Raw genomic sequence first — 21,577 nt, 5'->3', positions numbered from 1 at the left:
GGTGGTTCCTCAATAGCCCATCAGCTTCTGGTAGCCCACCCAGAAGCGGCGGATCAGGTTTTCGGTGATGACGGTGTCTTGCTGGTCTGGCGCCTCGCGCGCCATGGCGATGTAGGAGTGCTTGTCGCCATCGCGCACCGTGCCCCGCTGCACCAGCTCGGTGGCCTCGGTGTCTTCCATCGAGATATAGCCCGCAGGCCCCACCAGGTTGGCCTGCAGCAGGCGCAGCTCGCGCATCTCGGGCGTGTCGTCCTCGTAGCCAAAAAAGTGAAACACCAGCTCGAAGTTGCTGGGCCCCTTGGGCAGCAACTGGCGCGCTACCAGCGTGTTGTGGATTTGCTGCACCACCAGCTGCGGAAAGATGGGCTGGATGTGGTTGGTGGTCATCTCATCGAACTCCTTGATCTGCCCCAGCAGCGTCGGGTCTTCGAGCGCAAAGCCTTCGTCCATCGAGCGGATGTTCTGCGCGCTGTAGGCCGCAGCGGTGTCCGTCTCCACCTCAGGCTTGGTCACGGTGATGATGCTGTGCAGGCCGTGGTTCGCATCGGGAATGGAGCGCGCCTTCATCCCCACTCGGAAGATGTTGAAGGTGGTGTGGAACAGGTGTAGCAGGCTCGCGTGGTACGGGTCCTTCACGTTCTCGAAGTACAGCTTCCAGTTCGACTTGGAGTACTGCCGCGTGCAGCCCAGGTAGACGATGGGCTTGTGGAAGATTCGGTCGATCCATGGGCGCATCTCGGCGCCCAGGTAGTCAGGCAGTGGTGGGGTTTCGCCGCTGAAGGTTGCAAACAGCAGCCCCTTGTAGCTGTCCACGCGCAGCTTGTGCAGGTTGTGTTCTTCGGGCTTGAAGTCCTTGGGCATGCCCACCATGCCCTTTTGGCCCCGGCGAAACGGCACACCCTGCAGGTCGCCATTGGCCGCAAAGCTCCACTGGTGGTACACGCAGGTGTGGCTGGCGGCATTGCCGCGCTTTTCGCGGCACACCATGGCGCCACGGTGCGCGCAGCGGTTGACCCAGCACGAAAGGCCTTCAGGGGTGCGGGTGACCACCACGGGCGTATCGCCAATGAACGTGGATTTGAAGTCACCCACATTGGGGATCTCGGCCTCCAGGCCCAGAAAGCTCCACACGGGGCCACGGAAGATGCGCTCCTGCTCGCGGTCATAGACCTCTTGCGCGCTGAACACGTGGTAGGGCACGTTGGAGCCATCAGGCTGCGGGAAAAACACCTGGCGCTGGGCCTTCAGCGAGGCGGGTGGTGCGACTTCAACAACGGGGATTTCAGACATGGGCAACACCTCTTGGATGGGGATACCTCCATGCTAAAAATCGAAGCACACTCGCGCTATCCAGTATCGGCACAGCGCACGCAACGCCTGTCCGGTTCTTGCAAATCTGATGGGAGTTGTGCAGCGCTGGAGCATGCGGCAGCCCCTGCGCCACGCAGGCGACTGCAGCAGTCGGGGTGGCCCGTGAAACTACGCGCCAGCCGTCTGGCTCGGCAGCTCGCCGAAGCGCTCGCGGTAGTAGCTCGAAAAGCGGCCCAAGTGGCCAAAGCCAAATTCCAGCGCGGTATCTGTCACGCAGTGGCCCGTCTGCTCCAGCAGCCGCGCACGCACGGCGTCCAGTCGGCGGTTGCGCAACAGCGCCATGGGGGACTCACCATGGTGGCGCTGGCACAGCATGTTCAGCCCGCGCACGCTCACGCCAGCGGCACGCGCCAGGTCTTCCAGCGCCACGGGAGCGCTGAGGCGGCTGCGCATGTAGTCATCCAGCCGCTCCAGGCGGCGCAGGTCGCCTGCGGCCGCGGCACTAGAAGGCAGTTCGATCTGTGGCACCGTAGGCTGCGTGGGTACCGGCACACCCTGCGCACACGATGCAAGGAACAGCGCCACGTTGCTCTCCATGTGATCCACCCAGCGCACCTGGGCGGCGCTCTCCACCGTCTGCTGGCTCACGTGCAGCAGGGACTGCATCAGAAAATGCCACTGCTGCCCCTGCACCGAGGACAGCGCAACGATGGGGTGCACAAAACGGGTGTCGTTCTGCAGAGATTCGGGTGCCCAGGCCCGCAACAACTGGCACGGCACCTTGAGGATGAGCTGGCGCGCGCCCTGCTGCCAGCGCATGTGCAGGTCGCGGCGCGGCGCGATGAGCGCAGCGGCCCCCGCAGGCAGTCGGATCGGTACCCCATCCGACACCATCTCGGCCACGCCCGACAGCGACAGATGCACCAGGACAAAATCATCGAAAGGGCGCGGGCGGATTTCCACCTCTGCACCGTATTGCAGCATGAACATCTGCAACTGGCGGATGCGCACCTTGGACAACGCAGTGTCCACCGCACCACTGCACCATTTCAGGCCGTGGTCCGAAAACTCGCGGGCCACCAGATCATGGGAATCCACCCGCGCGTCCGAGGTGAACACCGGCCGCCGCTGCAGGGCGGACAGGTCCAGAGACAAGGCAGACGGGGACGCCATCGGATAAGACCTCTTCGTGGGAATAGGCGCAGCACATTCGACGATGCGCTGATTGATATGCGTCAAAACAGCAATTTCCATACCCAAGGGGTCTTATCCGTCTTTAGTCCGTTGCAGGCCCTTTGCCTGGAGGGGCACATCCCAACGCGCTCCCTGGCTTTCGCTGCCTGCGCAGCCCTCACTACCTTGAGCCACCTAGGCGACAGGCCCCGCCCCACGGCTGGCTGGCACCCGACGTAACATTGCCGCCACACCGGATGCGCGCTTTGCAGCCACCTGCGCAGCCCCACCCCACACTGACCGCCCTGCCCTTCTCTCCATGTACCAAGCCCTCAAGCCCTCCCGCAGCAGCACGCTGCCATTGCGCCACCTCGATTACCACGTCCGCCACTGGGGCCCTGAGCAGAGCGATCTGCCCACGCTGGTGCTGGTGCACGGCTGGATGGACGTGAGCGCCTCCTACCAGTTCACGGTGGACGCGCTGCAGCAAGAGCGGCGCATCATCGCGCCCGACTGGCGCGGCTTCGGGCTCACGTCCAGCGCGCAGGCCGACCATTACTTTTTTGCCGACTACCTGGCCGACCTGGACCTGCTGCTGGACCACTACGCACCCGGCGAGGCCATCGACCTCGTTGGCCACAGCATGGGCGGCAACGTGGCCATGATGTACGCCGGTGTGCGGCCCGAACGCGTGCGCAAGCTGGTCAACCTCGAAGGCTTCGGCTTGCCCGCCACGCGGCCCGCGCAGGCGCCCACGCGCTATGCGCAATGGATCGACGAAATCAAGCAGCTGCACCAGGGCAACAAGGACCTCAAGACCTACGACAGCGCCGATGGCGTGGCGCGCCGCCTCATGAAGACCAACCCGCGACTGTCGGAAGACAAGGCGCAATGGCTGGCCCAGCACTGGGCGCGACCCAACGCGCAGGGCCTGTGGGAGATCCTGGGCGACCCTGCGCACAAGATCACCAGCGCCCAGCTGTATCGCGTGGACGAGGCCCTGGCCATATACGAGCGCATTACCGCCCCCGTGCTGGCCATAGAGGCCAGCGGCGACAGCCTGGGCCAGTGGTGGAACGGCCGGTACACGCTGGACGAATACCACCAGCGCCTGACCCATGTGCGCAACTGCCGCACCGCCGTCGTCGCAGACGCGGGCCACATGCTGCACCACGACCAGCCCGAGCAGGTGGCGCAGCTTATGGAGCAGTTCCTGAACGAAGCGTAGCCAGAATTTGAGCCCAATTGGCCACTAGCGCTTATCCAACAAGCGCCAGCAGCTATCATTTTTGAAGTTTTTTCTCCACAGATTCTCCGTTTGGCAAGCCCTCTGTCAGTCCAGTTGCCCAGCCAGGGGGCATTGAGGGGGCCGTGGCCCATCCCATGAGAAAATCGCGGGTTATTCCACCGAACACTCAGGACAAGAATCATGGACGCAGAACGTATCAACCTCATCGGCACCACCCTCAGCGACCTGGCTCTGCGCACGCAAGAGTTACGGAGGTATCTTTGACTTCGATGCCAAATTTGAACGCCTGCGCACGGTAAACGCATCGCTAGAAGACCCTGCGGTCTGGAACGACCCCAAGAAGGCCCAGGAGCTGGGCAAGGAACAAAAGTCTCTCTCCAGTGTGGTCGTCACGCTCGACAAGCTCACGCGCGAGCTGGCCGACAACGCCGAGCTGTATGAGATGAGCAAGGAGGAAGGCGACGAGCCGGGCCTCATGACCATCGAGGCCGAAACCGCCAAGCTGCGCCCGCTGATCGAAGAGCTGGAGTTCCGCCGCATGTTCAGCAACGAGGCCGATCCGCTCAACTGCTTTGTGGACATCCAGGCCGGCGCCGGCGGCACCGAGGCCTGCGACTGGGCGAGCATGCTGCTGCGCCAGTACCTCAAGTACGCGGAACGCAAGGGCTTCAAGACCACGGTCGAGGAAGAAACCCCGGGCGACGTGGCCGGCATCAAGAGCGCCACGATCAAAGTTGAGGGCGAATACGCCTATGGCCTGCTGCGCACCGAAACCGGCGTGCACCGCCTGGTGCGCAAGAGCCCCTTCGACTCGTCGGGCGGCCGCCACACCAGCTTTGCCAGTTTGTTCGTCTACCCCGAGATTGATGACTCGATCCAGATCGACATCAACCCGGCCGATGTGCGCACCGACACCTACCGCGCATCCGGCGCGGGCGGCCAGCACATCAACAAGACCGACTCGGCCGTGCGCCTGACGCACATCCCCACGGGCATCGTGGTGCAGTGCCAGGACGGCCGCAGCCAGCACGGCAACCGCGACATCGCCTGGCAACGCCTGCGTTCGCGCCTGTACGACCACGAGATGCGCAAGCGCCAGGAAGAGCAGCAAAAGCTGGAAGACACCAAGACCGATGTGGGCTGGGGCCACCAGATCCGCAGCTATGTGCTGGACAACAGCCGCATCAAGGACCTGCGCACCAACGTCGAAATCTCGGCCACGCAGAAGGTGCTCGACGGCGACCTGGACGCCTTCATCGAAGCTTCGTTGAAGCAAGGCGTCTAAGCGATGCGGATGCGCACCGACGCCATCATCTTCGACATGGACGGCACCATGATCGACTCCATGCCCTGGCACGCCCAGGCGTGGGTCGAGTTTGCACGCCGCCGTGGCATGGACATTGACGTGCCCGATCTCATGGCACGCACCACGGGCCGCAACGGCACCGAGTGCATCGTGGAGCTGCTGGGGCGCCCCGTGTCGCAAGACGAGGCCGACGCGCTCACGCACGAAAAGGAAACCATCTACCGCGAACTGTTCGCCCCCCGCTTTTCTGAAGTGGCGGGTTTTCGCCAGTTCGCAACCCAGGTGCGTGCGCGCGGGCTCAAGGTGGCCGTGGGTACTGCGGGCGACATCGGCAATGTGGAATTCGCCCTGGGCCACCTGGGCCTGGAACCGGCCCCACAGGCCATCGTGCGCGGCGACGAGGGCCTGCCTGGCAAGCCCCAGCCCGCCATCTTTCTGGAGGCGGCACGCCGCATTGCGGCAGCCCCCGAGCACTGCATCGTTTTTGAAGACGCGCCTTTTGGCATTGAGGCCGCACGCCGCGCCGGCATGCGCGCCGTGGCCATTTGCAGCACCCACACGCCCGAACAACTGGCCGGGCCCCATGTGCTGGCTGCCGTGCGCGACTACACCGAACTCATGAACACCGACTTTCTGGAGAGCATCCATGTTGCAACTGCATAGCGCAGACGGAAGCGGAGACGGCGCAGGCCCGGCCGCCGCCATCCGCCGCGAGGACTACACGGCCCCCGCCTACTGGATCGATAGCGTCGAGCTGACCTTCGACCTGGACCCCAACAAGACCCGCGTGCTCAACCGCATGACGCTGCGCCGGAACCCCGATGTGGCTGCGCAGCCGCTCAAGCTCGATGGCGATGACCTGAACCTGGCGCGCGTGCTGGTCAACGGCCAGGGCACCTCGTTCAAGATGGAAGGCGCGCGCCTGGTGCTGGAGAACCTGCCGGAGGGCGCCGAGCCCTTTGCGCTTGAGATCTTCACCACCTGCTGCCCCGCCAAGAACACGCAGCTCATGGGCTTGTACGTGAGCCAGGGCACCTTCTTCACGCAGTGCGAGGCCGAGGGCTTTCGCCGCATCACCTACTTCCTGGACCGCCCGGACGTGATGGCCAGCTACACCGTCACGCTGCGCGCCGACAAGGCCCAGTACCCGGTGCTGCTGAGTAACGGCAATCTGGTGGACAGCGGCGAGCTGGAAGACGGCCGCCACTTTGCCAAGTGGGTGGACCCGCACAAGAAGCCCTGCTACCTGTTCGCCCTGGTGGCGGGCAAGCTGGTGGCGCGCGAGCAGAAGATCAAGAGCCGCTCGGGCGCCGACCACCTGCTTCAGGTCTACGTGCGCCCCGGCGATCTGGGCAAGACCGAACACGCCATGAACTCGCTGATGTACAGCGTGGCCTGGGACGAAGCCCGCTTCGGCCTGCCGCTGGACCTGGAACGCTTCATGATCGTTGCCACCAGCGACTTCAACATGGGCGCGATGGAGAACAAGGGCCTGAACATCTTCAACACGAAGTACGTTCTGGCGAGCGAATCCACGGCCACCGACACCGACTTCGCCAACATCGAAAGCGTGGTGGGCCATGAGTACTTCCACAACTGGACGGGCAACCGCGTGACCTGCCGCGACTGGTTCCAGCTGAGCCTGAAGGAAGGCCTCACGGTCTTCCGCGACCAGGAATTCAGCATGGATCTGGCGGGCAGCCCGTCGGCCCGCGCCGTCAAGCGCATCGAGGACGTGCGCGTGCTGCGCACCGCCCAGTTCCCCGAAGACGCGGGCCCCATGGCCCACCCGGTGCGGCCCGACAGCTACGTCGAGATCAACAACTTCTACACCGTCACCATCTACGAAAAGGGTGCCGAGGTCGTGCGCATGCAGCACAACTTGGTGGGCCGTGACGGCTTTGCCAAGGGCATGAAGCTGTACTTTGAACGGCACGACGGCCAGGCCGTGACCTGCGACGATTTTGTGCAGGCCATCGCCGATGCCAACCCAGGCAGCCCGCTCACGCAGCATCTGGCCCAATTCAAGCGCTGGTACAGCCAGGCCGGCACGCCCCGCGTGCGCGCCACGGGCCGCTACGACGCGGCCACGCGCTGCTATGCGCTCACCCTGTCGCAAAGCTGTGCCCCTACGCCCGGCCAAAGCGAGAAGCAGCCTTTCGTCATCCCGGTCGAGCTGGGCCTGATCGATGCCACCACCGGTGCCGCCCTGCCATTGCACCTCGCGGGTGACGGCGCTGCAGAAGGCTCAGCCCCCACCACCTCGCGCGTGGTGGTGCTCACCGAGGCATCGCAGACCCTGACATTCACCAACCTGGACGCCGAGCCGGTGCCGTCGCTGCTGCGCGGTTTCAGCGCCCCGGTGGTGCTGGACATCGACTACACCGATGCGCAGTTGCTCACTCTGCTGGCGCACGACGCCGACGCCTTCAACCGCTGGGAAGCAGGGCAACGCCTTGCGCTTCGCACCGCTATCAATGCAATAGCTGATAGCGCAATGGGAACAAGCGCTAGCGGCCAATTTGACCATCAAATTCTTGCTGCGGAATTTGTGGATGCCATGCGCAGCGTGCTGCGCAACCCAGCGCTCGACGCAGCCTTCAAGGAGTTGGTGCTCACGCTGCCATCCGAAACCTACATTGCAGAGCAGCTTGCGGTGGTGGACCCACAGCGCATCCATGCCGTGCGCGAAGCCATGCGCGAGCAGTTGGCCCTGTCGCTGCAGGCCGACTGGGAAGCGGCCTGGGAGCAGAACCAGGACACCGGTGGCTACAGCCCCGATCCTGTGTCCTCGGGCCGCCGCGCACTCAGCGGGCTGGCGCTGCACATGCTGTGCATCGCCGCGCAGAAGACGGGCGACGTGGTCTGGCCCGGCAAGGCGTACCAACGCTTCAAGGTGGCCACCAACATGACGGACCGCTTCAACGCCCTGACTGCCCTGGTGGCCAGCGGCAGCGAACTGGCCACACCCGCCCTCGCCCGCTTCCATACGCTGTTCAAGGACGAGCCCCTGGTTATCGACAAGTGGTTTGCGCTGCAGGCCGGTGCGCCCGACCGTGGCGGCAACGTGCTGCCCGCAGTGCGCCAGCTCATGGCGCATCCAGACTTCAGCCTGAAGAACCCCAACCGCGCACGCAGCGTGATCTTCAGCTACTGCAGTGCAAACCCCGGCGCCTTCCACCGGTCGGATGCCGCAGGCTACGTGTTCTGGAGCGACCGTGTGATCGAGCTGGACGCCATCAACCCGCAGGTCGCTGCCCGCCTCGCGCGCGCGCTCGACCGCTGGAAGAAGCTGGCCGACCCGTGGCGCAGCGCCGCGCGCGAAGCCATTGCCCGCGTAGCCGCCAAGCCGGATCTGTCCAACGACGTGCGCGAGGTGGTGACCCGCGCACTCGCCGAATAAACCACGACCGAGAAGAGACCGACATGGCAAAAAGCATCAGCCTGACCCGCTACCTTGTTGAACAGCAACGGGTGGACGGGCTCATCCCCTCGCAACTGCGCCTGCTCCTGGAAGTGGTGGCACGCGCCTGTAAGAGCATCAGCCACGCCGTGAACAAAGGCGCGCTGGGCGGCGTGCTGGGCACGGCCAGCAGCGAAAACGTGCAGGGCGAGATCCAGAAAAAGCTCGACATCATCGCCAACGAGGTGCTGATCGAAGCCAACGAATGGGGCGGCCACCTGGCGGCCATGGCGTCTGAGGAAATGGACGGCATCTACCTGGTGCCCAACCGCTACCCCCAGGGCGAATACCTGTTGCTGTTCGATCCCCTGGACGGCTCCAGCAACATCGACGTGAACGTGAGCATCGGCACCATCTTCAGCGTGCTGAAGAAACCCGATGGTGACCGTGGCGTGGAGGAAGGCGACTTCCTGCAACCCGGCACCCAGCAAGTGGCCGCAGGCTACTGCATCTACGGCCCGCAGACCACGCTGGTGCTCACCGTGGGCGACGGCGTGGCCATGTTTACGCTCGACCGCGAACAGGGCTCCTTCGTGCTGACGGAAGAAAACGTGCGCATTCCCGAGGACACCAAGGAATTCGCCATCAACATGAGCAACATGCGCCACTGGGACGAACCCGTGAAGCGCTACATCGACGAATGCCTGCAGGGCAAGGACGGCCCGCGCGGCAAGGACTTCAACATGCGCTGGATCGCCAGCATGGTGGCCGATGTGCACCGCATCCTGACCCGTGGCGGCGTCTTCATGTACCCCTGGGACAAGCGCGAGCCCAACAAGCCCGGCAAGCTGCGCCTGATGTATGAAGCCAACCCCATGGGCTGGCTCGTCGAGCAAGCTGGCGGCGCCGCTACCAATGGCAAGCAACGCATCCTCGACATCCAGCCCACCCAGCTCCATGAGCGCGTCAGCGTGATCCTCGGCTCAAAAAATGAGGTCGAGCGCGTGACCAGCTACCATTCCACGCTATAATTCGAGGCTAAGCCGGTGTAGCTCAGTCGGTAGAGCAGCTCATTCGTAATGAGAAGGTCGGGTGTTCGATTCATCTCTCCGGCACCAAATGAAAGCCCCTGATTCGCAAGAGTCAGGGGCTTTTTGCCTGCGCTTGCTGCGCAAATCCTTGTCGCACTACATCATGGCGTAAACGTTGTGACACCGGTCAGCAACGCCACCGACAAGACCAGGCAGGGCTCGCGACCATCCTGCGCCCAGCCAAGGTCAAGGCTTGGGATCCCTCTGCCCCTGTTGCGCGAATGCGAAGTCCGGCAGCGACAACGTGGCCTCGGCTACCTCCAGCAGGCGGCGGTTCTGGTCCATCGAGGTTTTTTGCAACACCCTGAAGGCGACCTCCTCGTTCATGCCAAGTCGGGCCATCAACACTCCTTTGGCGCGCTCTATGACCTTGCGCTCGTTGAGCGTGCGGCGCGCAGCATCCAGCTCCGCTTCCATGCTGGCCATGCGGGCCGTCTGGGTCTGCAGCAGCTCCATGAGAGATGCGGGTTCCCCCGCTTGGGCGCCACCCGGAGGTGCTGGCACCACAGTGGGCGCCAGTGCCATGTCAAAAAACCGATCCACGGCATGCGTACGCTGCGGCGGGTTGTCGCGCAGTCCGCGCAGCAGGCCTTTGGAGTCCTGAAGGTCTTGCTGAGCTTCGAGGATGCGCGCCTCGCAGTCCGCCCGCAAGCGTTTGACCAGATCGACCTGGAGGTGCCACAGCGCATTGATGCGCTCGGAACAAACGTCGAACCAGATATCACTGAGATCGCCGTCCAGCGCAGCGTCTGGCCGAGCCACACACAGCGTTCGGCGCAAGCGCTCCAACTTGGCCACACCGGGAGATAGCTGTTGTTGCTCCCATCGCACGCGCAGTTCTGGCTCGGCGAACTCGGCGAAGACACGCAGGCTACGCTCCTGCGCATCGATGAGGTGAATCACACGCTGCTGGTGCGCCTCGTTGCTACGGCCGGATGCATACAGCAAGGCCCCCAAAGCCCGCTCCTGGCCCGCCTCTTCCTCAGCTTGCACGAGGTGCAGCAACGCCACCAGCAGGCGAGACACGCTGGGCAAACCCGCCGCATCGGCTACATGGAAAACCAACTCGATCAGCCCTGCAATGAGGTGGCTGTACGCGGCAACAGAATCGTTGGCAGTCATTGCCTGGCGCTCGATCTGGGTGCGCAGCGCTGGCAACGACTCCATCCCGAGCAGCGCCCATGCCATCAGCGACAGCGCCTTGGCAGTGGCGCCCTGTGCAGGCTCGATGTGCTGAGCAAACACTTCACGCAGCCGGGCCTCCAAGGGGCCCACCTCCTCGACGACCCGCAGGCGCATGTCGGCAAAACGCTGTGCCTTGGAGGCCAGGAAGGCCCCTGACGCGCCCCGCTCGCGCTGCAGGCCCTGGATCAGTTGCCCGATCACATCCACCAGTTCAGCCCGACTGGCCAGATGGCGCACAGCATCAATCTCCAGTTGCTTGGAACGCAGGACAAGGTTCGATACGGACAAGGGCGCCGCGAGGTCGGGCATGCAGGTTTCCTGGGTTGTTTAGGGCGCAGCCGGAGTGCCGCGACGTGGATGCGATTGTGTCAGGCTGCCGGCGCGCCAGCCACGCTGACACGACCACGTACGGCACGCACGCTGTAGGTGCGAACCGAATGCTCCGGCATTTCCAGGCATTCGCCCGTCTGCAGGTCAAAGTGGTTCTTGTACAGCGGTGAAGCCACCACCACGCGGCCGCTCAGGCTGCCGATCAGCCCGCGCGACAGCACACTGGCGCCTGACTTGGGATCCACGTTGTCAATGGCGAAGAACTGGTCGCTGCCAGTGCGGAAAACCGCCACGTGGAGATCGGCGACCAGGGCGCAGACGCCTGTGTTGGGGAGGATGTCATCCACCGCACAGATGTCGGTCCAGTCGAGGGAATCGGTGCTGTTCATGGGGAGTGCACTCATGGTCTATTCCTTTCAGGCCGCCTGGCGGATGGGGATCACTCTGGCCGACACAGGGCCACGCTCATCGGCGCGCGCCGGGCGGATCTGGCCGCGCTCTTCGACGAAGAGCACGTTCTCATCGGCCTGGTCGCTGTTCACGAACGAGCGGAAGCGCTTGCGCGTCTCGGGGTCGGTCACGGCCGCCTTCCACTCGCACTGGTAGGTGTTCACCACGTGCTGCATCTGCGATTCAAGCTCGGCGCACAGGCCCAGGCTGTCTTTTTGCAGCACGTCCTTGAGGTAGTCGAGGCCCCCTTCGAGGTTTTCGCGCCAGGTGCTGGTGCGCTGCAGCCGGTCTGCCGTGCGCACATAGAACATCAGCACCCGGTCGATCATGCGCACCAGGTCTTCCTTCGTCAGGTCCGATGCAAACAGTTCGGCATGGCGCGGCTTCATGCCGCCGTTGCCACAGATGTAGAGATTCCAGCCCTTTTCAGTGGCAATGACGCCAATGTCCTTTCCCTGCGCCTCGGCGCATTCGCGCGTGCAGCCCGACACACCGAACTTGATCTTGTGCGGGGCACGCAGGCCCTTGTAACGGTTCTCCAGTTCCACGGCCAAGCCCACGCTGTCCTGCACTCCGTAGCGGCACCACGTGGAGCCCACACAGCTCTTCACGGTGCGCAGCGACTTGCCGTAGGCGTGGCCGGATTCAAAACCGGCGGCGATCAGCTCTTCCCAAATCAACGGCAACTGCTCCACCCGCGCACCAAACATGTCCACGCGCGCACCGCCCGTGACCTTGGTGTACAGCCCATATTTCTTAGCCACCTGGCCCACGGCGATCAGGCCGTCGGGTGTGACTTCGCCACCGGGCATGCGTGGCACCACCGAATAGGTGCCGTCCTTCTGGATGTTGCCCAGGAAGTAGTCGTTGCTGTCCTGCAGGCCGGCCAGCTCCTTCTTGAGCACAAATTCGTTCCAGCACGAGGCGAACACACTGGCCGCCACGGGCTTGCAGATATCGCAGCCCATGCCTTTGCCATGCTTTGCCAGCAGGTCCTCGAAGCTCTTGATCTGGCCCACACGCACCAGGTGGTAGATCTCCTGGCGTGAGTAAGCGAAGTGCTCGCAGATGTGGTTGTTCACGGCCATGCCACGGCGCGCCATTTCCGCCTTTATGACCTGGGTGACCAGGGGCACGCAGCCGCCGCAGGTGGCACCAGCCTTGGTGCAGGCCTTCACCTCGGCAATGGTGCACGCCCCATTGCCCACGGCTTCGCAGATGCCACCCTTGGTGACGTTGTTGCACGAGCAGATCTGTGCCGTGTCGGGCAGGGCCTCCACGCCCAATCCGTGCTTGGCCTTGCCGTCGCTGGACGGAAAAATCAGGAACTCGGGGTCATCGGGCAGCGTGATGCCGTTCAGGGCCATCTGCAGCAACGTGCCGTATTCGGAGGCATCGCCGATCAGCACGGCGCCCAGCAGCTGCTTGCCATCCTCGCTGATGACGATCTTTTTGTAGACCTGGCGACGCTCGTCCACGTACTGGCAGGTGCGGCTGTGCGGCGTTTTCCCATGCGCGTCGCCAATGCTGGCTACGTCCACGCCCATGAGCTTGAGCTTGGTGCTCATGTCCGCACCGACGAAAGCCGCGTCGGTCTCACCCGCGATGTGGCGGGCGGCCACACGCGCCATGTCGTAGCCGGGCGCGACCAGGCCGAAGGTCTGCTCGTTCCACGAGGCGCATTCGCCGATGGCGTAGACATCGTGGTCGCTGGTACGGCAGGCACTGTCAATGGCCACGCCGCCGCGCGGGCCAATGGCCAGCAGGCTCTGGCGCGCCAGTTCGTCTCGTGGGCGGATGCCAGCGGAGAACACGATCATGTCGGTCTCCAGCCAGGTGCCGTCGGCAAACACCATGCGGTGGCGCGCGCGGGCGCCATCGGTGATCTCCTGCGTATTGCGGCCGGTGTGCACCTGCACGCCCAGTTCTTCGATCTTGGCCCGCAGCACGCGGCCACCGCCCTCATCCACCTGAACAGCCATGAGCCTGGGAGCGAACTCGACCACATGGGTTTCGAGGCCCATGTCGCGCAGCGCCTTGGCGCATTCCAGGCCCAGCAGCCCCCCGCCCACGACCACGCCGGTCTTCGATTTGGCACCCGAGGCCTGCATGGCCTCCAGGTCCTCGATGGTGCGGTAGACAAAGCAGTGATCGCGGTCGCGTCCGGACACCTGGGGCACGAAGGGATTGGAGCCGGTGGCCAACACCAGCTTGTCGTAGGTGAGCACTTCGCCATCCGCCGTGGTCACGGTGCGGATGCGACGGTCCACCGATGCAGCGCGCGCGGCCAGGCGCAACGTGAAGCCGGTGCGCTCGAAGAAGCCGGGTTCGACCAGCGAAAGTTCATCGGCCGAGGTGCCACTGAAGAAGGCCGACAGATGCACCCGGTCGTAGGCAGGGCGCGGCTCCTCGCACAGCACGGTGACCTCGACACCAGTCATGCCGGTTTCGGCCAGACTTTCGAGGAACTTGTGGCCGACCATGCCGTGGCCAATGAGAACGATTTTCATGCTTGCTCATCCTGCAAGAACCCGGGGAACCGTTTCGAGGGGTGCAGGATGTGCCATGCCAGCGGCACAGCACACCCTCCGCGGAACCACGGGCGTGGGTTGGAACTACCAAGCGGGCGACTGCAAAAAAAGCCGCAACTCACTCGGGTGTTCCGCCATCATTAGCGGAGGGTATCGATCAGTCCGCAGGCAGCTTCACCAGCAGACACGGAAGGGGATCGCAATATTCATGCCGCACCATCCGAGGCCATGCCAAGCCCCTGTGGGCGGACCAGGTAGGGCTGACCGGATCGTTCTCTGGAGTACCGCCCGGTGGCGGAATGCATCAATGCAGTGCAGCACCTCACCAAATCAGGGCAATCACCCATACCGGTAGCGAGCTGCAAGGACTGGAGTCGCCAGGCTTTGGCAAAGGCTTGGGCGGTGGACACTTTGGAATCTTCCGATTCACCAAAGCATCTGCAGTGTCACCCTTGCAACCCACCTTGCCTTGCGGTCATCTTTTCATTTCCAAAAAAAGCGAGCTCCGGCAGACTGGCACGGCAGGACGGAGGCGACTGGCAACCACCGAGCATCACGTTCATGAAGCACCGACAGCCCCAGCCCCCATCAATACCCATGACCCCACCAGCATGAGCACCAGTATGAACACCGACCGGAGAGTCAACACCGACAGACGCAACGGGCAGGACCGCCGACAAACAGAAAAAGGCCCTCCCAGCAACTACGAACGCAGGCGTGCCGTGGAGGCACGGCAACCGGAATTGACGGAGCTGCATCTGGACGAAGAAGAACTCAAAGCGCTGGGATTTATAAAAACCACATCCATGCCACAAAGCCCGACTTGATATCTGCGGTGCCCCACAAGCGCCTGAAGCCGGTTGCCCAAACCCACAGGGATACACCGTTGCCCCGCTTCAAGTCCGCCACTCAGCAGCGTCCTGTTTCAATCTCCGTGGAGCGCAAGCAGACGGTGCGCCACCATATCCAATGCAGGCCGGGTGTTGCCCTGCTTGTCCGTCCAGACTCTCGGTGTGATGCTGCCCGAAAGCGCGAGTGAATCCCCATCGCGCAGGTGATGAATGGCAGCGCAAACACCCGCCTCAAACGCAATCACATTCACAAAAAGCAACTCGCCATCCGCCGTGTTTGCACGCACCTTGGCCACAGTGAAAGGCTTTCCAGCCTTGTCGGTACGCTGCTCGGAATCACCGTAAAGCCTTCCGGCCACGAGTCCATCGATCATGAAAGTCCTCCGCCCCGGCGGGCCATCACCTGTTTTCGATCAGCACACAGTGCGCTCCCTGGCGGCAAGCCCGCGCAACAAGCCCTAAGAGTGCAGCGGTCAGGAGGCATGGTACAAATCATTCAGGGATACCTCTGAGCGCCCTCTCAAGCAAAAAAGCCCAGAACCTTTCGGTTCTGGGCTTTTGCTATCAATGGTCGGCGTGGCGGGATTCGAACTCGCGACCCCTTGCACCCCATGCAAGTGCGCTACCAGGCTGCGCTACACGCCGACAAGACTTAGATTATATGCACAAAAACCTCAGTTCAGAGAAAGCAGCGCACGAATCTCAAATAATTCTTTGCGCACCGCATTGGAGTCCAGGGTGAACCCCATCGCCTCGATGGAAAGGTCACGCGCGCTATCCACCAGCATGCTGGGCATCTGGGAATCCAGGCCATCACCATTCAATGCAGCGTCGGTTCCGGAATCATCGCGGGCCGGATGCGCAAGCTCCTGCAGACGATTGCGTGCACCACTGATCGTGAACCCCTGGTCGTACAGCAGATCGCGGATGCGGCGGATCATCAACACCTCATGGTGCTGGTAATAGCGCCGATTGCCGCGCCGCTTCATGGGACGCAACTGCGTGAACTCCTGCTCCCAATAGCGCAAAACATGGGGCTTGACGCCACACAACTCCGCGACCTCACCAATCGTGAAGTAGCGCTTGGCAGGGATGGAAGGAAGCGGGGTGCCCATGGGTTGTGGATTCAAACCGAACAGCCGACTAGCGTACTGCAGACGCGCACAGACCGCCAGCCATCGGCAACATTCTGGTCACAAAAAGCGCACAAATTCACGAGGCAGCGGCCGTCTGGATCTGCTCCTTGAGCTTGCTGCTGGCATGAAACGTCACGACCCGGCGTGCTTTGATCGGAATGGCCTCGCCCGTGCGCGGATTACGACCAGGTCGTGGAGCCTTGGTCCGAATCTGAAAGTTGCCGAAGCCCGACAACTTGACATCCTTGCCCTCCACAAGGCTCTGGGAGATCAGGTCAAAGAACGCATCGATCATGTCCTTGGACTCGCGCTTGTTCAGGCCGATTTGGTCGAACAGCAGATCGGCCAGCTGCGCCTTGGTCAGCGCTGGGGTCTCCAGGCTTTCGACTGCGAATTCGATCATGATTTATCACTCCCTTTGGACATCGTCACATCCGCAGCCGTGCGCCCGCACGCTGCGCCAGCTGTGCGACCACGGCTTGCACCGCCGCCTCGATCTCGGCCTCTGTGAGCGTGGCCTCGTCACGCCCCAGAGTGAGACGCACAGCCAGGCTCTTCTCGCCGGGAGCCAGGCCACCTGCGGGGGTCTCTTCACCGGCACGCAGTGCCTTGGGCCGGTACACGTCAAACAGCACGGCAGACCGCAGCATGCCATCGGGAACGGCCTGCTCCACCGCACCCATGATGTCGGCGTGCGTCACGCGCTCGGCCACCACTACGGCCAGATCACGCTCAACAGCCTGATGCTTGGCCACTGGCTTGAACTGGGGCACTACGCGTTGCAGCACGGCATCGAGCTCCAGCTCGAACATCACAGGCGCCTGTGGCAAATCCCACGACTGGCGCCACTGAGGGTGCAACTCGCCCACAAAACCTATGGCACGCCCATTCACCAGCACGCGCGCACACCGGCCGGGGTGCATGGCAGGATGGGTCGCAGGTTCAAACATGGCCTCCACAGGCGCCAGGAGCGCCTCCACATCGCCCTTCACGTCAAAGAAATCGATAGCCTGCTCTTTGCGGCCCCATTGCAAGGTGTCGTTCGGGCCATACGCCAGGCCTGACACTCGCATAGGCTGATGAAAGCCCTCCACGGTGGTGTCCGTGTTGCGCACACTCGCGTCGCGCAGGAACACGCGGCCCAGTTCGAACACCCGCACACGCTGTGCTTTGCGGTCCAGGTTGAACTTCAAAACTTGTAGCAGAGAACCCAGCAAGGTAGAGCGCATCACGCTCATCTGGCTTGCAATGGGGTTCAGCAGCTTGATGGGTTGTGTGTTGGCGGCCAGTTCGTGCTCCCAACGCTCTTCCACAAAACTGAAGTTGATCGTCTCCTGGTACCCCAGGCCTGCCAATGAACGGCGCACCGCAAACGGGCTGCGCGTGGCCTCGGCCGGCAACTTGGGCGTAATGGGCGCCAGCGGTGGGGTGGTGGGGAGGTTGTTGTAACCCACCATGCGCGCCACTTCTTCGATCAGGTCTTCCTCGATCGTGACGTCGAACCGGAACGACGGTGGCGTGACGGTGAGCGTACCCTCGCCCTGCACCACGGGCAGCCCCAGACGCTGCAATGCATCAGCGCATTGCGCCTGGGTGAGGGGCATACCGATGACCTTGGCCGCACGTGCGACACGCAGTGCGACCGGCCGGGGTACCGGCAGATTCACCGCCTGATCATCCATGGGGCCACATACCGTGTCAGGCGTACCGCAGATATCAATCACAAGCTGTGTGATGCGCTCGATGTGCTCCACTGTCAGGCTCGGGTCCACACCCCGCTCAAAGCGATGGCCTGCGTCGGTCGAGAAGTTGAAGCGGCGCGAGCGCCCTGCCACCGCCTTGGGCCACCAGAAGGCGGCCTCGATGTAAATGTGCTGGGTATCGTCGGACACTGCCGTGGCGTCGCCGCCCATGATGCCCGCCAGCGACTCGACTTGGCTGTCGTCGGCGATCACACCCACCTTGTCGTCCACGGTGATGGTGTTGCCGTTGAGCAGCTTGAGCTGTTCACCGGGCTTGCCCCAGCGCACATCCAGGCCGCCGTGGATCTTGTCCAGATCAAAAATGTGAGATGGGCGCCCCAGCTCAAACATCACATAGTTGGAGATATCCACCAACGGCGACACACCACGCTGGCCGCAACGGGCCAGGCGATCCAGCATCCATTGAGGCGTGGCAGCCCGCGTGTTCACGTTGCGCACGATGCGGCCGGAAAAGCGGCCGCACAGGTCAAGAGCGCTCACCTTGACCGGCAACCGGTCGGCAAGCTTGGTAGCCACGGCGGGGAACGAGGGTTGCTGCAGCGGCACCCCGGTCAGTGCGGACACTTCGCGCGCAATCCCATAGACGCTGAGGCAATGCGCCAGGTTGGGCGTGAGCTTGAGGGTGAACAGCGTGTCATCCAAGTTCAAGTGTTCACGGATGTCCTGGCCCACCGGCGCAGAAGCATCGAGTTCGAGCAAACCGCCATGGTCCTCGGACAGCTTGAGTTCGCGCGCCGAGCACAACATGCCCTGGCTTTCCACACCGCGCAGCTTGCCCACCTTGATGAGGAACGGCTTGCCGTCATCACCCGGGGGCAGTTCGGCCCCCACCAGCGCACAAGGCACCTTGATGCCCACGCGGGCGTTGGGAGCACCACACACGATATTCAGCAAGGCCCCCTGCCCCACGTCCACCTGGCACACGCGCAAGCGGTCGGCGTCCGGGTGCTGAACGGCTTCCTTGATTTCGCCGACCACAATTTTCGTGAAAGGCGGCGCCACGGGCCGCAATTCTTCAACTTCCAGACCCGCCATGGTCAGCGTGTCGGCCAGTTCTTGGGTGGTCAGCGGTGGGTTGCAAAATTCGCGCAACCAGGACTCAGGGAATTGCATAGTGAAGAGATTCTTTGGCGTTTGCTCTGAAAAAAATAGCTGCTTGCGCTTGTCTGTTCTTTATTTCAATGTCAAAAGGCGATGAAACCCATTGAAATCAAGCGCTAGCAGCTCACTTTTTTGCTTTATTGGAACTGCGACAGGAAACGAATGTCGCCGTCGAAGAACAGGCGCAGGTCGTTCACGCCATAGCGCAACATGGTCAGGCGGTCCGGTCCCATGCCAAAGGCAAAGCCGATGTACTTTTCGGGGTCGAGGCCCATGTTGCGCACCACGTTGGGGTGCACCTGGCCCGAGCCTGCCACCTCCAGCCAACGGCCGGCCAATGGGCCCGTCTGGAACTGGATGTCGATCTCGGCGCTGGGCTCCGTGAAGGGGAAGAAGCTGGGACGGAAGCGCAGCACGAGGTCGTCACTCTCGAAGAACGTGCGGCAAAAAGCCGTGAAGATGACCTTCAGATCCTTGAAACTCACGTTTTCGCCAACCCACAGGCCTTCGCACTGGTGGAACATGGGCGAGTGCGTGGCGTCACTGTCCACCCGGTAGGTGCGGCCCGGCGCAATGACGCGGATCTCGGGCATCGCCTGACCGGTATCCAGCGCGGCACGGTGCTTCTTGACATGCTGCACCGCGTGGCGGATCTGCATGGGGCTGGTGTGCGTGCGCAGCAGGTTGGGGGCAGTGGCAGTGCCGCCCTCGACATAAAACGTGTCATGCATGGACCGCGCAGGGTGGTCTTCCGGCGTATTCAATGCGGTGAAGTTGAACCAGTCGGTTTCGATCTCGGGGCCTTCGGCGACGTCAAAACCCATGGAGCCAAAGATGCCCTGGATGCGTTCAAGCGTGAGGGACACCGGGTGAAGACCACCCTGCCCGCGCTGGCGGCCTGGCAGGCTCACATCCAATGCCTCGGCCTTGAGCTGAAGCTGCAATTCTGCGTCGGCCAGAGCCTGGCGGCGTGCGGTCAGTGCGGCTTCAATGGCTTGCTTGGCCACATTGATGGCTGCGCCACGGGATTTTTTTTCCTCGACGGACAGCTGCGCCATGCCCTTCATCAGCTCGGTCACGCGGCCCGACTTGCCCAGAAACTGCGCCTTGGCGTTTTCCAGATCAGCGGGGGTGGCGCTTTGGGCAAACAGTTGCGTCGCGCTCTCGACCAGGGAATCCAACTCGTTCATACGACTCTTTATCGCTCGTGAAAAATAAACAAGGGCTAGCGCCTTTTCAAGCTCTAGCCCTTGCTGTTATTGCGCAAGCAGCTATCAGAACGATAGCCGCTCATCGTGATCTCAAGCAGCCAGCTTGGCCTTGACTTGGTTCACGATGCTGCCAAAGGCAGCCTTGTCGTGCACGGCGAGGTCGGCCAGCATCTTGCGGTCGATCTCGATGGATGCCTTCTTCAGGCCGTTGGCGAACTGGCTGTAGGTCAGGCCCAGTTCACGGGCAGCGGCGTTGATACGGGCGATCCACAACTGGCGGAACACGCGCTTCTTGGTGCGGCGGTCACGGTAGGCATATTGCCCAGCCTTCATTACCGCCTGTTTGGCGATACGGTAGACATTACCGCGGCGACCACGGAAGCCCTTGGCAAGGGCGAGAACTTTCTTGTGACGGGCACGGGCCGTTACACCACGTTTGACGCGAGGCATGTATGTACTCCTTGTTCGTCGTTATTAAAGGCCAGCACTGGGCAGCATTTGTGCGATCGAGCCCATGTTGGTCTCATGCACAGCAACTGCACCACGCAGGTGGCGCTTGTTCTTGGTGGTCTTCTTGGTCAAGATGTGACGTTTGAAGGCTTGACCGCGCTTGACGGTGCCACCGGGACGAACGCGGAAACGTTTTTTCGCGCTGCTCTTGGTCTTCATTTTGGGCATGTGAATGCTCCTTTTGTTTGTGCTCGCGAGGCGTTTGCAAACCGATCTGCAAACTTGTTGGCCCCGAGCCACTTTTATCGAAGGGTTCGCACCCTTCGCTCAGCAGTGCCGAAACACTGCCTTTTTGAACCCTGCTCCGGTAAAGGAGCAGCATTCAAAATCTCATACCAACCCGCACAACTTCAGGCTGCGGTGCCCGTTGCCGGAGCAACCTCTGCTGCTGGCTTGGCACCAGCAGGCTTTTTCTTGCCCGGGGCAATCATCATGATCATCTGACGGCCTTCCAGCTTGGGAAACTGCTCGATGATGATGCTGTCTGCCAACTCGTCGCGAATCCGGTTCAGCAAAGCCAAGCCCAGTTCCTGGTGCGTGATTTCGCGCCCCCGGAATCGCAGCGTGATCTTGCATTTGTCGCCATCCGCCAGAAAACGGCGGATGTTGCGCATCTTGATGTTGTAGTCGCCATCGTCCGTGCCCGGACGGAACTTGACTTCCTTGATCTCAATGACCGTTTGCTTGGCTTTGGCTTCCGCCGCACGCTTTTGCTCTTGGTACTTGAACTTGCCGTAGTCCATGAGGCGGCACACTGGAGGGTTCGCCGTAGCGGCGATTTCCACCAGATCCACATCCAACTCGCCCGCCATGCGCAGGGCTTCCATCAGACTGACAACACCCAAAGGCTCGTTATCAGGACCCGAAAGACGGACCTCCGGAGCCATGATTTCACGGTTCAGGCGGTGCTTGCGCTCTTCACGGTGGCGACGATCACGAAATTCAGTAGCGATGGCTATCTTCCTTCAATCAAAAT

19 protein-coding genes and 2 tRNA genes are annotated in these 21,577 nt (G+C 62.5%); 7 read left to right on the top strand and 14 right to left on the bottom strand.

Annotated elements, in window-relative coordinates; genetic code table 11:
• Positions 1-9: 9 nt before the first annotated feature.
• Positions 10-1,290, bottom strand: a complete 1,281-nt coding sequence (gene andAc / locus ACQ4MJ_RS05980) for an anthranilate 1,2-dioxygenase large subunit AndAc (RefSeq protein ID WP_431149557.1) — start codon at positions 1,288-1,290, stop codon at positions 10-12.
• 189 nt (positions 1,291-1,479) lie between these two features.
• Positions 1,480-2,484 carry an AraC family transcriptional regulator gene (locus ACQ4MJ_RS05975; protein WP_431149558.1) on the bottom strand — a complete coding sequence of 335 codons (1,005 nt, stop codon included), beginning with the start codon at positions 2,482-2,484 and terminating at the stop codon, positions 1,480-1,482.
• A 319-nt stretch (positions 2,485-2,803) separates the two neighbouring features.
• Between ACQ4MJ_RS05975 and ACQ4MJ_RS05970 the strand changes: the two genes are divergently transcribed.
• The 6 genes from ACQ4MJ_RS05970 (at position 2,804) to ACQ4MJ_RS05945 (ending at position 9,560) form a co-directional block, all read left to right on the top strand.
• A complete protein-coding gene (locus tag ACQ4MJ_RS05970) occupies positions 2,804-3,712 on the top strand; it encodes an alpha/beta fold hydrolase (RefSeq protein ID WP_228897943.1) in 909 nt (302 codons plus the stop codon).
• A 201-nt stretch (positions 3,713-3,913) separates the two neighbouring features.
• Positions 3,914-5,018, top strand: a protein-coding gene (gene prfB / locus ACQ4MJ_RS05965) for a peptide chain release factor 2 (protein ID WP_121420455.1) whose coding sequence is annotated in 2 segments (ribosomal slippage) — positions 3,914-3,994 and positions 3,996-5,018 — 1,104 coding nt in all. Because the reading frame shifts where the segments join, the coding sequence is not laid out codon by codon here.
• Between the two features lie 9 nt (positions 5,019-5,027).
• Positions 5,028-5,702 (top strand): HAD family hydrolase, encoded by a 675-nt coding sequence (locus ACQ4MJ_RS05960; protein WP_055402639.1) that lies wholly within the window; start codon positions 5,028-5,030, stop codon positions 5,700-5,702.
• On the top strand, positions 5,686-8,442 hold the full coding sequence (gene pepN, locus ACQ4MJ_RS05955) for an aminopeptidase N (protein ID WP_431149559.1): 2,757 nt from the start codon (positions 5,686-5,688) through the stop codon (positions 8,440-8,442). The genes ACQ4MJ_RS05960 and pepN overlap by 17 nt, the downstream gene beginning before the upstream one ends.
• 23 nt (positions 8,443-8,465) lie before the next feature.
• The gene (locus tag ACQ4MJ_RS05950) at positions 8,466-9,473 is read left to right on the top strand and encodes a class 1 fructose-bisphosphatase (RefSeq protein WP_055402642.1); all 1,008 of its coding nucleotides are present in this window, start codon (positions 8,466-8,468) and stop codon (positions 9,471-9,473) included.
• Between the two features lie 11 nt (positions 9,474-9,484).
• A tRNA-Thr gene (locus tag ACQ4MJ_RS05945) sits at positions 9,485-9,560 on the top strand.
• A 159-nt stretch (positions 9,561-9,719) separates the two neighbouring features.
• Here ACQ4MJ_RS05945 and ACQ4MJ_RS05940 read toward each other — a convergent pair.
• The 3 genes from ACQ4MJ_RS05940 to nirB are packed head-to-tail and all read right to left on the bottom strand — an operon-like array spanning position 9,720 to position 14,008.
• Positions 9,720-11,027 (bottom strand): nitrate- and nitrite sensing domain-containing protein, encoded by a 1,308-nt coding sequence (locus ACQ4MJ_RS05940; protein ID WP_431149560.1) that lies wholly within the window; start codon positions 11,025-11,027, stop codon positions 9,720-9,722.
• Positions 11,028-11,086: 59 nt separating this feature from the next.
• A complete protein-coding gene (nirD, locus tag ACQ4MJ_RS05935; RefSeq protein WP_228897937.1) occupies positions 11,087-11,452 on the bottom strand; it encodes a nitrite reductase small subunit NirD in 366 nt (121 codons plus the stop codon).
• Between the two features lie 12 nt (positions 11,453-11,464).
• Positions 11,465-14,008 carry a nitrite reductase large subunit NirB gene (gene nirB / locus ACQ4MJ_RS05930; protein ID WP_431149561.1) on the bottom strand — a complete coding sequence of 848 codons (2,544 nt, stop codon included), beginning with the start codon at positions 14,006-14,008 and terminating at the stop codon, positions 11,465-11,467.
• A gap of 632 nt (positions 14,009-14,640) precedes the next feature.
• Between nirB and ACQ4MJ_RS05925 the strand changes: the two genes are divergently transcribed.
• The gene (locus ACQ4MJ_RS05925) at positions 14,641-14,856 is read left to right on the top strand and encodes a hypothetical protein (protein ID WP_233573437.1); all 216 of its coding nucleotides are present in this window, start codon (positions 14,641-14,643) and stop codon (positions 14,854-14,856) included.
• A gap of 98 nt (positions 14,857-14,954) precedes the next feature.
• Here the strand turns inward: ACQ4MJ_RS05925 and ACQ4MJ_RS05920 are convergent, their stop codons facing one another.
• The 9 genes from ACQ4MJ_RS05920 to infC form a co-directional block, all read right to left on the bottom strand.
• The gene (locus ACQ4MJ_RS05920) at positions 14,955-15,254 is read right to left on the bottom strand and encodes a single-stranded DNA-binding protein (protein ID WP_055402674.1); all 300 of its coding nucleotides are present in this window, start codon (positions 15,252-15,254) and stop codon (positions 14,955-14,957) included.
• A gap of 194 nt (positions 15,255-15,448) precedes the next feature.
• A tRNA-Pro gene (locus ACQ4MJ_RS05915) sits at positions 15,449-15,525 on the bottom strand.
• Positions 15,526-15,554: 29 nt separating this feature from the next.
• A complete protein-coding gene (locus ACQ4MJ_RS05910; RefSeq protein WP_055402676.1) occupies positions 15,555-15,995 on the bottom strand; it encodes a MerR family transcriptional regulator in 441 nt (146 codons plus the stop codon).
• 97 nt (positions 15,996-16,092) lie between these two features.
• Positions 16,093-16,419 carry an integration host factor subunit alpha gene (locus ACQ4MJ_RS05905; protein ID WP_035198379.1) on the bottom strand — a complete coding sequence of 109 codons (327 nt, stop codon included), beginning with the start codon at positions 16,417-16,419 and terminating at the stop codon, positions 16,093-16,095.
• A 25-nt stretch (positions 16,420-16,444) separates the two neighbouring features.
• Positions 16,445-18,892: a phenylalanine--tRNA ligase subunit beta gene (gene pheT, locus ACQ4MJ_RS05900; RefSeq protein ID WP_431149562.1), complete on the bottom strand. Its 2,448-nt coding sequence runs from the start codon at positions 18,890-18,892 to the stop codon at positions 16,445-16,447.
• A 125-nt stretch (positions 18,893-19,017) separates the two neighbouring features.
• Positions 19,018-20,070: a phenylalanine--tRNA ligase subunit alpha gene (gene pheS, locus ACQ4MJ_RS05895; protein WP_431149563.1), complete on the bottom strand. Its 1,053-nt coding sequence runs from the start codon at positions 20,068-20,070 to the stop codon at positions 19,018-19,020.
• A 111-nt stretch (positions 20,071-20,181) separates the two neighbouring features.
• Positions 20,182-20,541, bottom strand: a complete 360-nt coding sequence (gene rplT, locus ACQ4MJ_RS05890) for a 50S ribosomal protein L20 (protein ID WP_121420463.1) — start codon at positions 20,539-20,541, stop codon at positions 20,182-20,184.
• Between the two features lie 24 nt (positions 20,542-20,565).
• Positions 20,566-20,769, bottom strand: coding sequence for a 50S ribosomal protein L35 (gene rpmI / locus ACQ4MJ_RS05885; RefSeq protein WP_055402683.1), 204 nt, complete (start codon positions 20,767-20,769; stop codon positions 20,566-20,568).
• Positions 20,770-20,951: 182 nt separating this feature from the next.
• On the bottom strand, positions 20,952-21,560 hold the full coding sequence (infC, locus tag ACQ4MJ_RS05880; protein WP_082437675.1) for a translation initiation factor IF-3: 609 nt from the start codon (positions 21,558-21,560) through the stop codon (positions 20,952-20,954).
• Positions 21,561-21,577: the final 17 nt, after the last annotated feature.

The sequence above is a fragment of the Acidovorax facilis genome (genome assembly GCF_050626955.1).
GTDB lineage: Bacteria > Pseudomonadota > Gammaproteobacteria > Burkholderiales > Burkholderiaceae_C > Acidovorax > Acidovorax facilis.
This window is presented reverse-complemented; position numbering and strand designations above follow the sequence as displayed.

Excerpts from the sequence above, each read along its gene's own strand:
- ACQ4MJ_RS05975 (WP_431149558.1), bottom strand. The coding sequence starts at position 2,484 with ATGGCGTCCCCGTCTGCCTTGTCTCTGGACCTGTCCGCCCTGCAGCGG.
- ACQ4MJ_RS05970 (WP_228897943.1), top strand. The coding sequence starts at position 2,804 with ATGTACCAAGCCCTCAAGCCCTCCCGCAGCAGCACGCTGCCATTGCGC.
- nirD (WP_228897937.1), bottom strand. The coding sequence starts at position 11,452 with ATGAGTGCACTCCCCATGAACAGCACCGATTCCCTCGACTGGACCGAC.
- pepN (WP_431149559.1), top strand. The coding sequence starts at position 5,686 with ATGTTGCAACTGCATAGCGCAGACGGAAGCGGAGACGGCGCAGGCCCG.
- rplT (WP_121420463.1), bottom strand. The coding sequence starts at position 20,541 with ATGCCTCGCGTCAAACGTGGTGTAACGGCCCGTGCCCGTCACAAGAAA.
- nirB (WP_431149561.1), bottom strand. The coding sequence starts at position 14,008 with ATGAAAATCGTTCTCATTGGCCACGGCATGGTCGGCCACAAGTTCCTC.
- pheT (WP_431149562.1), bottom strand. The coding sequence starts at position 18,892 with ATGCAATTCCCTGAGTCCTGGTTGCGCGAATTTTGCAACCCACCGCTG.
- ACQ4MJ_RS05950 (WP_055402642.1), top strand. The coding sequence starts at position 8,466 with ATGGCAAAAAGCATCAGCCTGACCCGCTACCTTGTTGAACAGCAACGG.
- ACQ4MJ_RS05960 (WP_055402639.1), top strand. The coding sequence starts at position 5,028 with ATGCGCACCGACGCCATCATCTTCGACATGGACGGCACCATGATCGAC.
- ACQ4MJ_RS05905 (WP_035198379.1), bottom strand. The coding sequence starts at position 16,419 with ATGATCGAATTCGCAGTCGAAAGCCTGGAGACCCCAGCGCTGACCAAG.
- ACQ4MJ_RS05925 (WP_233573437.1), top strand. The coding sequence starts at position 14,641 with ATGAGCACCAGTATGAACACCGACCGGAGAGTCAACACCGACAGACGC.
- pheS (WP_431149563.1), bottom strand. The coding sequence starts at position 20,070 with ATGAACGAGTTGGATTCCCTGGTCGAGAGCGCGACGCAACTGTTTGCC.
- ACQ4MJ_RS05920 (WP_055402674.1), bottom strand. The coding sequence starts at position 15,254 with ATGATCGATGGACTCGTGGCCGGAAGGCTTTACGGTGATTCCGAGCAG.
- andAc (WP_431149557.1), bottom strand. The coding sequence starts at position 1,290 with ATGTCTGAAATCCCCGTTGTTGAAGTCGCACCACCCGCCTCGCTGAAG.
- ACQ4MJ_RS05910 (WP_055402676.1), bottom strand. The coding sequence starts at position 15,995 with ATGGGCACCCCGCTTCCTTCCATCCCTGCCAAGCGCTACTTCACGATT.
- ACQ4MJ_RS05940 (WP_431149560.1), bottom strand. The coding sequence starts at position 11,027 with ATGCCCGACCTCGCGGCGCCCTTGTCCGTATCGAACCTTGTCCTGCGT.
- rpmI (WP_055402683.1), bottom strand. The coding sequence starts at position 20,769 with ATGCCCAAAATGAAGACCAAGAGCAGCGCGAAAAAACGTTTCCGCGTT.